The 765-nt window shown below is 43.8% G+C and carries 1 protein-coding gene; it reads left to right on the top strand.

What is annotated here, in order from left to right; translation table 11 throughout:
* Window positions 1–381: 381 nt before the first annotated feature.
* Window positions 382–765: reverse transcriptase domain-containing protein (locus F0L74_RS34305; RefSeq protein WP_368732376.1), on the top strand; the 384-nt coding region annotated here is incomplete at its 3' end.

Raw genomic sequence — 765 nt, 5'->3', positions numbered from 1 at the left:
TATATTTATTATTATATTAATATATTAGTACAATGTGCAAGTACCAGTACATGCTTACAGTTTAGCCAAATGGAACATTTAGCAATCATAATGTTTATGTTCTATGTTTATGTTATTATAATAATAATAATAATTGAAGATCTGAATGATTACTGACATTTTCAGATCCTATTTGTCACATACACATACATGCAGTGAAATGTTTTTGAAATGTTTTATTTTCCGCATATCTGTCAGAATACACTGGGGTCAGAGCGCAGGGTCAGCCAGAACGAACGGCACCCCTGGAGCAAGTGAGGTTAAGGGTCTTGCTCAAGGACCCAATGATGGCAGCATGTCTGGAGCGGGGCTCGAACCCCTGATCCTCTGATCTACGTGATAATGTTGTTTGTGGATTACAGCTCAGCTTTCAACACCATAATCCCCTCCATACTCACTTCCAAGATGGAGGCTCTGGGACTCGGCACATCGCTTTGTCGCTGGATCTCTGACTTCCTCACGGACAGACCACAAGTAGTACGGGTGGGAAAACACACCTCACCTACACTCACTCTCAGCACCGGCGCTCCACAAGGCTGCGTTCTGAGCCCCTTACTGTACTCACTGTACACACACGACTGTCTGGCCAACTCCAACACCACTACCATCATAAAGTTTGCCGATGACACAGTCGTGATGGGTCTGATATCCAACAACAACGAGATGGACTACCTCAGGGAAATTAAAAACCTAGAGACATGGTGCCAGGAAAACCATCTCCTACTA

This window comes from Chitinophaga agrisoli (assembly GCF_008386695.1).
GTDB lineage: Bacteria > Bacteroidota > Bacteroidia > Chitinophagales > Chitinophagaceae > Chitinophaga > Chitinophaga agrisoli.
Note: the sequence above shows the minus strand (reverse complement) of the source record. Positions and strands in the feature narration are given on the sequence as shown.